This window comes from Nocardia sp. NPDC003345 (assembly GCF_053589395.1).
Map to the genome: position 1 here is coordinate 1 of NZ_JBSFRU010000337.1, position 6,839 is coordinate 6,839.

The 6,839-nt window shown below is 69.8% G+C and carries 6 protein-coding genes and 2 pseudogenes; 3 read left to right on the plus strand and 5 right to left on the minus strand.

What is annotated here, in order from left to right; translation table 11 throughout:
- The 3 genes and pseudogenes from ACWDU1_RS27060 to ACWDU1_RS27070 all read left to right on the plus strand — a co-directional run.
- The coding region (locus ACWDU1_RS27060; RefSeq protein WP_450002713.1) for a molybdopterin-binding protein at positions 1-640 on the plus strand (640 nt) is incomplete at its 5' end.
- Positions 633-953: pseudogene (locus tag ACWDU1_RS27065) on the plus strand (molybdenum cofactor biosynthesis protein MoaE); the annotation flags it as partial. The gene ACWDU1_RS27060 and the pseudogene ACWDU1_RS27065, both read left to right, overlap by 8 nt.
- 2 nt (positions 954-955) lie before the next feature.
- Positions 956-1,726, plus strand: coding sequence for an acyl-CoA dehydrogenase family protein (locus ACWDU1_RS27070; protein ID WP_450002714.1), 771 nt, complete (start codon positions 956-958; stop codon positions 1,724-1,726).
- 56 nt (positions 1,727-1,782) lie between these two features.
- On the opposite strand, the gene ACWDU1_RS27075 is transcribed toward ACWDU1_RS27070, so the two are convergent.
- The 5 genes and pseudogenes from ACWDU1_RS27075 to ACWDU1_RS27095 all read right to left on the minus strand — a co-directional run.
- Positions 1,783-3,042, minus strand: a complete 1,260-nt coding sequence (locus ACWDU1_RS27075) for a cytochrome P450 (RefSeq protein ID WP_450002716.1) — start codon at positions 3,040-3,042, stop codon at positions 1,783-1,785.
- Positions 3,043-3,072: 30 nt separating this feature from the next.
- Positions 3,073-4,302 carry a cytochrome P450 gene (locus ACWDU1_RS27080; protein ID WP_450002717.1) on the minus strand — a complete coding sequence of 410 codons (1,230 nt, stop codon included), beginning with the start codon at positions 4,300-4,302 and terminating at the stop codon, positions 3,073-3,075.
- Between the two features lie 5 nt (positions 4,303-4,307).
- Positions 4,308-5,798, minus strand: coding sequence for an aldehyde dehydrogenase family protein (locus ACWDU1_RS27085; protein ID WP_450002719.1), 1,491 nt, complete (start codon positions 5,796-5,798; stop codon positions 4,308-4,310).
- Positions 5,791-6,696: an SDR family oxidoreductase gene (locus ACWDU1_RS27090; protein ID WP_450002721.1), complete on the minus strand. Its 906-nt coding sequence runs from the start codon at positions 6,694-6,696 to the stop codon at positions 5,791-5,793. The genes ACWDU1_RS27085 and ACWDU1_RS27090 overlap by 8 nt, the downstream gene beginning before the upstream one ends.
- Positions 6,693-6,839: pseudogene (locus ACWDU1_RS27095) on the minus strand (spirocyclase AveC family protein); the annotation flags it as partial. The pseudogene ACWDU1_RS27095 and the gene ACWDU1_RS27090, both read right to left, overlap by 4 nt.

The window sequence follows — 6,839 nt, forward strand, 5'->3', positions numbered from 1 at the left end:
GGCCGGCGAGACGCCCGTGGCGGAGACCGCCGACGCACCCGGGACGTCCACCGGGCCGGCCGAGGCGTCGGTCACCGGAACCGCCGCGGTACCGGCTGCTCCGGCGATCACCCCCGGTACCGCGGCGGTACTGGTCGCCTCGACCGGAGCCGCGGCCGGGACGCGGATCGACACCACCGGCCCCCGGCTGGTGTCCTGGCTGAACGATCTCGGTTACACCGTGCGCGGTCCGCTGGTCTATGCCGATGCGGAGATCGCCACCGGCCTCGCCGACGCCCTGCGGACCGCGCCCGCCCTCGTGGTCACCACCGGCGGTACCGGTGCTTCGCCCACCGACCGGACACCGGAGGCGACGGCCGCCGTACTGGATCGTGAACTGCCCGGGGTGGCCGAAGCCATCCGGCAGCGCGGGACGGCGAAATTCCCGCTCGCGGCACTGAGCCGGGGGATCGCGGGGCTCGCGGGCCGGACCGTGGTGGTGAACCTGCCCGGGTCGCCCGGCGGGGTGAAAGACGGTATCGCGGTGCTGGAACCGTTGCTGGAACATCTGCTCGCGCAGGTCGCCGGCGGCGGCGCGCACGAGGAGAGCAGTGGCGCGGCACCGGGTAAGAGATGGGGAAACGAGAGCGCACATGCCTGAGAAATCTTCCGGGACAACAGAATCCGGCGCGGACGGCGGGGTCCGGCTCGCCGAGATCAGCGAAACCGCCCTGGACCCGCTGGTCGTCGACGCGGCCGTCCGTGGTCCCCGGCACGGGGCCGTGGTGGTCTTCACCGGGGTGGTCCGCGATCACGACGGCGGGCAGGCCGTCTCGGCTCTGGAGTATTCGGCGCATCCGGAGGCGGCCCGCTTCCTGCGCGAATGTTGTGCCGCCGTAGCCGAATCCACGGGGCTGCCCGTGGCCGCGGTGCACCGGGTCGGGAACCTGCGGGTCGGCGATCCGGCGATCGTACGGTGGCCCCGCTGGACCCGGCGCAGCGGCGGCCGCGGGTGGGCACCGATACCTCGGGGGCGCCGATACTGCGCGGCGATCTGGAAGCCGTGCCGGACGCCTGCGCCGCCGATGTCCTGCTGGTGTTCGCGGACGATCCGGACGGCACCGCAGTGCCGGGCGCGGACGGCATCGGCTTGTACGCGGTGCGGACCGCCGACCCCGCGGTCACCGTCCGCGCCCGGCCGACCGTGGACATCACCCGCCGGTCCTTCGATATCGGCCTCGCCGGCGCTCCCGCCGCGCTGCTGGCGACCGGCGATCGGCGCGACCTCGACTCGGTGCGTGACGACGTCCTCGCGGCCCGGGCCACCGACGCGGTGGGCGCGGCGCGCGCCGTCACCGATCTCGTGGTGGCGTACGCGAAATCGCGGCACCAATTCGGCCGCCCGATCGGGTCGTTCCAGGCGGTCCAGCATCTGTGTGTCGATATGTTCGAAATCGTCGAACTGGCCTACGGCGGCGCGCTGTACGCGCTGTGGGCCGCCGACCACGCCGATCCCGGTTCGCGGTCGGGTGCGGTGCTGCACGCCAAGGCGTATTCGGGATGCCTTGCGTCGGTGGGTGACCGGGCGATCCAGGTCCTGGGCGGTATCGGATACACCAGCGAACACGACGCGCATCTGTACCTGCGCCGGTTGCTCGGCTGGAGTTCCTACCTCGGCGGGGCGGACAGCTATCTCGAACAGGCGGGGGAGCGCCTTATCGCGGAATACGTCGCCGGCACGGTGTAGGTCGCGCTACATCGATGGGGCGGGAGCCGGGCCGGTCGCGGCTCCCGCCCGAAGTTTCACGGCACCGGGTCGAATTCCACATGTAGCGCCGAGAGCCCCCGCATCACGAACGTCGGCTCGTAGTCGTAGCGGCGCGCGTCCGGCGTCCCGTGCCGGGTCTCGTCGATCCGCAGATCGGCCGTCCGGTCGAGTAACCGGTTGATCGAGATCCGCGCCTCGGCGCGAGCCAGCGGTGCCCCGGGACAGCTGTGCGCGCCCCGGCCGAACGCGATGTGCTCGCGGGCGTTACGGCGATCCACGTCGAGCCGTTGCGGGTCCGGGAACTTGCGTGGATCCCGGTTGCTCGCGCCCGGTAGCAGCATGATCGTCGTCCCCGCCTCGATCGGGCAGCCCGAGACCTCGGTACTCCTGCGTGCCATCCGGAAGTGGCTCTTGACCGGGCTCTCCAGCCGCAGCGTCTCCTCGAGGAAGGCCGGCACCAGACGCCGGTCCGCGCGCACCTGCTCCTGGATATCCGGATTCTCGGCGAGGTTGCGGACGGCGGCGCTGAGTAGTTTGGTGGTCGTCTCCTGACCGGCCGCGAACAAGAAGGTGGCGAGTTTCACCACTTCCTCGACGGTCGGAACGGCACCGTCGGCGTACCGGGCCCGGGCGAGCGCGGTGAGGACATCGGCGCGCGGGTGCTCGCGCCGCGCGGTGATATAGCCGCGGAATCTGTCGTCGAGCCACTCCAGCGGATTATGCGCGAGTTCGCCCTCGAGTTCGCCGACGAGCTGATCCCCCAGCGCCGCCCGGAATTCGCGATGGTCGCTGGCGGGCACCCCCAGCAGGTCGGCGATGACGAGCGTGGAGAACGGTTTCGCGTAACCGGAGAGGAATTCGACCCCGCCGGCGCCGAGGAAGGTATCGATCTGCTCGTCGGCGAGCTTCCACATGAAATCCTCGTTCTCGCTCAGCCGTTTCGGCGTGAGCAGCGTACTCAGCAGACCTCTGGTGCGGATATGGCGTTCGGCATCCATGGTGACCACGTGTTCGGCCATCGGGATACCGGCGCGGTGCTGTTCGAGCAGTTCGGTGATGTCGTCGCCCTCCGGTGTGAACGGTAGTGGCGCGAACGGCCCCACCACCGCGTTGCAGGAGGAGAACGCGGTATCCCGGTAGGCGGCCAGGGCCTCCGCGTAGCCGGTGATCGTGACCACGCCGCCCGGTCCGCCGGGTAGCACCGGGGCGCGGTCGCGGAGATGGTCGAAGTAGGGGTAGGGGTCGGGAATCAGGGCGGGGTCGGTGAAATAGTCGGCCGATTCGAAATCGGGCATCTTTCCTCCTGAGATCTGCCGGAAGCCGGCTCAGCCGCGCACTGTGCTTCCGGTGGGGGTGAAGAGCACGGGAAGCGCGGTGGGGGAGCGGAACACCTGGCCGCGGATATGGGGATCGTCGGCGGCCGGATCCGGGCGCAGCTCCGGCAGCCGGTCGAGCAGCAGGTCGATCGCGACCCGCATCTCCAGCCGGGCCAGATGCATTCCCAGGCAGACATGCGCACCGTGACCCCAGGAGACGTTCGCCTGCGGCGGCCGGAAGATATCGAAGGCGTCCGGATCGTCGTAGCGATCCTCGGCCCGGTTCGCCGCGCCGAGCATCGGCATCACCGAGGACCCCGCCGGGATCGGCACACCGGCGAGTTCGGTATCCCGCGTCGCGACCCGGGTGATGGTGAGCAGCGGCGGCTCCCAGCGCACCGCCTCCTCGATCGCCTGCGGAATCAGGGACCGGTCCGCGCGCACCGCCTCGAACTGTTCGGGATGGGAGAACAACCCGAACAGCAGATTCCCCAGCGACCGGTAGGTCGTCTCCACCCCCGCCGGCAGCAGTAGCCGGAGAAAGGAGAAGATCTCCGGATCGGTCAATCGTTCGCCGTCGATCTCGGCGACGGCCAGGCGGCTGATGAGATCGTCGCGGGGCTCGGCGCGCCGGGCCGCCAGTATGGGTGCGAAATACTCTTCCAGCGCCACCGATGCCGCCCGCCCCCGCTCCGGGTTGATCGTGAAGCTCAGCAGCGAGATCGACCATTTCTGGAACCGCTGGAAATCCTCGGGGGGCAGGCCGAGCAGCCCGGCGATGATCTGGGTCGGGAAGGGAAAGGTGAACTCCTTGACCAGATCCGCGCTGCCCGCACCCGCGAAACGGTCGATCAGCCGGTTGCCCACCGTGCGGACCAGCCCGTCCTCCCATTTCGCCAGGGCCTTCTGGCTGAACGCCTTCGACACCAGCGCCCGGTGCCGTCCGTGTTCGGGTTCGTCCATCCCGAGCATCACATGCCGGCCGAGCACATCACCGAACGCCTGGATGATGATCGCCGACGAGAAGGTCTCGTTGTCCCGCAGGATCTGCCGGATATCGTCGTGCCGGTAGGCGATGAACAGCGGTAGCGCCGCGTCGCCGGGCATGGTGGACGTCTCGATGCGCTGTACCGGCTGCTCCCGCCGGGTGCGTGCGAGCTCGGTGTACGGGTCGCGGATATCGCCGGATACGACATCGTCGAAGGCCCCGAAATCTTCCAGATCGTCGAACAATTGCATAGCGGTCACTCCTGGGTGGCGGGGTAGGCGATGGATTTGATCTCGGTGTACTGGTCGAAACCGGCACTCCCGTTCTGCCGGCCGATACCGCTGGCCTTGTAACCGCCGAACGGCACGTCGGCGCCGTACCCGGTGGCGCCGTCGAGCCCGATGAAACCCGCCCGCAACCGGCGGCCCAGTGCGAGCGCGCGGGCCGGGGAACCGGACATCACATTGCCCGCGAGCCCGTAGGCGGTGTCGTTGGCGATGCGGACCGCATCGTCGTCATCGTCGTAGGGGATCACCGCGAGCACCGGCCCGAAGATCTCCTCCTGGGCGATCGTCATCGCACCGCCGACATCGGTGAACAAGGTGGGCCGCACCCAGAAACCCTTGTCCCGCCCGGCGGGCGGCTCGGTATCGCCGACGAGCAGGGTGGCGCCCTCGGCGACCCCCTGCCGGATGTAGCCGAGGACGCGATCGCGCTGTTTCGCCGAGATGAGCGGGCCGCAGAGTGTCGCCGGGTCCTGGGGATCGCCCGGCGACACACTCTCGTACATGGATTTCAGCAACGCCACGCCCTCCTCGTAGCGTGAGCGGGGCAGCAGCATCCGGGTCGGATTGGCACAGCCCTGGCCGGCGTGCAGACAGGGCGCGATACCGATCGCGCAGGCGATGTCGAAATCCGCGTCGTCGCAGACGATGGTGGCGGATTTGCCGCCCAGTTCGAGGAAGAGCCGCTTCATGGTCGCCGCGCCCTTTTCCATGATCCGGCGGCCGACCGCGGTGGATCCGGTGAAGGAGATCAGATCGACCTCCGGGGCGAGGGTGAGTTCCTCGGCGACGAGGTGATCGGAGGCGGTCACGATATTGACCACGCCGGCCGGGATATCGGTGTGCTCCACGATGAGGCGCCCGATACGGGTCGCGTTGAAGGGGGTGTCCGGTGCCGGTTTGAGGACGACGGTGTTGCCGGTGGCCAGGGCCTGGCCGAGTTTGTGGGCGGTGACCTCGAACGGGAAATTCCACGGGACGATGGCGCCCACCACGCCGACCGGCTCACGCAGTACCTTCCGTCCCGTCCGCATACCGGTCAGGGCGACGAAGGCCTCACCCAGATCCGTTTCCCACGGATAGGTTGCGATGAGATCGGCGGGATAGGTGAGGGCGTCCGCGAGGGGTGCGTCCAGTTGCGGGCCGTAGGTGAGGGCGCGGGGGCAGCCCGCTTCGCGGATGAGCTCCTCGCGCAGTTCCTCGCGTTCGGTGTGCAGAGCCTCGGACAACTGCCGGAGACATCGCGCCCGGAAGGCTCGGTCGGATGCCCAGGTGGTGTCGTCGAACGCGCGCCGCGCGGCGGCGATGGCCCGGCGCATATCACGGGCCGAGGCATCGGCGACCGCACCGACGACCTCTTCGGTGGCCGGGTCGAGCACCGCGAACGTACCGTTCTCGCCGTCGGCGAGATGTCCCTCCAGCAGCATCCGGGATTCGTGGCGGGGCGGCGGGGTCTCATCCATGGCTCGAACTCACTTCCTCGGTGGAGCGGGGTGCGGCCAGTGCCCGGAACCGGGGCAAGCCCATCGCCAGGCGCGCGATCTGGTGCATGGCCCGGGCGGGTAGCAGCCGATTGGATACCAGCAGCGATACCGCGTCCGCACCCACCGCGCGGCGGACATAGGGCCGGCGATCCGTGAGGGCGGCCGCCAGCGCCGCGGCGAATTTCGCGGGTGTGTTCGCGATCTTCATCGCCGCCCGGCCGCGCCGGTCGATACTGGTGTGCAACCGCCGGTAGGGGCCGGCGAAATCGCGGAAACTGGTGGTGCCCGCGTCGGTGATGATCTCGGTGTCGAATACGCCCGTCACCAGGATCGTGACCCCGATCCCGAACGGCGCGACCTCGCCGACCAGCGCCTCGCCCCAGCGCTCCAGGGCGCCTTTGGCGGCGGAATAGGCCGCGATGGCGGGCATCCCGCGCACTCCGCCCGCACTGGAGATCAGCACGATACGTCCGGCCCCGGCCCCGCGCATCGCCGGGAGCAGAGCCCGGGTGAGCGCCACCGGGCCGAAGAGATGTGTGGCGAACATGCGCTGCCACAGCTCCATCGGCGTTTCCTCGACCATGCCCGCCGCGGCGATACCGGCGTTGTGGACGACGGCATCGGGCGTCCCGGCCATATCGAGCACCATCCCGGCGGCCGCTTCGACCGATTCCGGGTCCAGCAGGTCCAGCGGTACGCCGAGCAGGCGGGGATCATCCGGGCCGGCGCCGGTGGCCGCCCGGAGCGCGGCCAGCGCCGGCTCGACCGACCGCACCGCCGCGACCACCCGCCACCCGCGGGCGTACAGATGGCTCGCGGAGGCCAGCCCGAGTCCTCGCCCGGCCCCGGTGATGACGACGGTCGGATACTCGTTCATCGCGGATCACCGCACCGGCCGCCGTCGGCCGGCGCTTCGACGTCGGGCCGGCCGTCGGGCTGGGCGCTCATCCAGGTGGACCAGATGCCCACCGAATAGGGTCCCGCAGCGCCGTTCTGTTCGTAGAACCCCTGCGGGTCGTA

What these genes read in the sequence shown, in the direction of transcription:
- ACWDU1_RS27090 (WP_450002721.1), bottom strand. Translation starts at nt 6,696, where the DNA reads ATGAACGAGTATCCGACCGTCGTCATCACCGGGGCCGGGCGAGGACTC.
- ACWDU1_RS27075 (WP_450002716.1), bottom strand. Translation starts at nt 3,042, where the DNA reads ATGCCCGATTTCGAATCGGCCGACTATTTCACCGACCCCGCCCTGATT.
- ACWDU1_RS27085 (WP_450002719.1), bottom strand. Translation starts at nt 5,798, where the DNA reads ATGGATGAGACCCCGCCGCCCCGCCACGAATCCCGGATGCTGCTGGAG.
- ACWDU1_RS27080 (WP_450002717.1), bottom strand. Translation starts at nt 4,302, where the DNA reads ATGCAATTGTTCGACGATCTGGAAGATTTCGGGGCCTTCGACGATGTC.